This window comes from Endozoicomonas sp. SESOKO1 (assembly GCF_024606265.1).
In the GTDB taxonomy this organism is placed as follows: Bacteria; Pseudomonadota; Gammaproteobacteria; order Pseudomonadales; family Endozoicomonadaceae; genus Endozoicomonas.
Genome location: NZ_JAHHPP010000302.1, coordinates 1 through 1,224, shown reverse-complemented (window position 1 = coordinate 1,224; position 1,224 = coordinate 1). Strand labels below are relative to the sequence as shown.

Annotated in this window: 1 protein-coding gene; it reads right to left on the bottom strand. The window is 56.4% G+C overall.

Annotated elements, in window-relative coordinates; translation table 11 throughout:
* Nucleotides 1–1,224, bottom strand: a 1,224-nt coding sequence (dnaK, locus tag KDK13_RS13410; RefSeq protein ID WP_257285479.1) for a molecular chaperone DnaK, incomplete at both ends; no start/stop codon positions are given.

The following is a 1,224-nucleotide window of genomic DNA, read 5'->3' as shown; positions in this document are numbered from 1 at the left end:
GGTTACGGGCCGCAGCCAGCTCTTCGAACTTCTTGTCGTCTGCCGCGTTGGCTTCAGCGTCCTTGACCATTTGATCGATTTCTTCGTCCGACAGACCGGAAGATGCCTTGATGACAATAGACTGTTCTTTGCCAGTTGCCTTGTCTTTTGCAGAAACATTCAGAATACCGTTGGCATCCAGGTCGAAGCTGACTTCGATCTGTGGCATGCCACGAGGTGCTGGCGGAATGTCGGCCAGGTCGAAACGGCCCAGGGATTTGTTGTGAGTCGCCTGCTTGCGCTCACCCTGGAGCACGTGAATGGTAACTGCGCCCTGGTTGTCGTCAGCCGTAGAGAACACCTGGGACTTTTTGGTCGGGATGGTGGTGTTCTTTTCGATCAGTGGCGTCATTACGCCGCCCATGGTTTCGATACCCAGGGTCAGCGGGGTAACGTCCAGCAGCAGAACGTCTTTAACGTCGCCGGCCAGAACCGCAGCCTGGATGGAAGCACCCATGGCCACCGCTTCGTCAGGGTTAACGTCCTTGCGAGGCTCTTTACCAAAGAACTCGGCCACTTTCTGCTGAACCAGTGGCATCCGGGTCTGGCCGCCCACGAGGATAACTTCGTCGATGTCAGACAGGTCCAGGTCAGAGTCCTTGACCGCGATGCGGCAGGGCTCCAGGGAACGGGCAACCAGGTCTTCTACCAGAGATTCCAGCTTGGCACGGCTGACTTTAACGTTCAGGTGCTTGGGACCGGTGGCGTCAGCTGTGATGTAAGGCAGGTTGACGTCTGTCTGCTGGGTAGAAGACAGTTCAATCTTGGCTTTTTCAGCGGCTTCTTTCAGACGCTGCATGGCCAGTGGGTCGCCTTTCAGGTCGATGCCCTGGTCTTTCTTGAATTCGTCGGCAAGGTATTCGATCAGGCGCAGGTCGAAGTCTTCACCACCCAGGAAGGTGTCACCGTTGGTGGCCAGTACTTCAAACTGGTGCTCGCCGTCTACGTCAGCGATCTCGATGATCGATACGTCGAAAGTACCGCCACCCAGGTCATAAACGGCGATGGTCTGGTCGCCTTTTTTCTTGTCCATGCCGTAAGCCAGCGCCGCAGCGGTTGGCTCGTTGATGATCCGCTTGACCTCCAGACCCGCGATGCGGCCTGCGTCTTTGGTAGCCTGACGCTGGGAATCGTTGAAGTAGGCAGGAACGGTAATAACCGCTTCAGTCACTTGTTCGCCCAGAT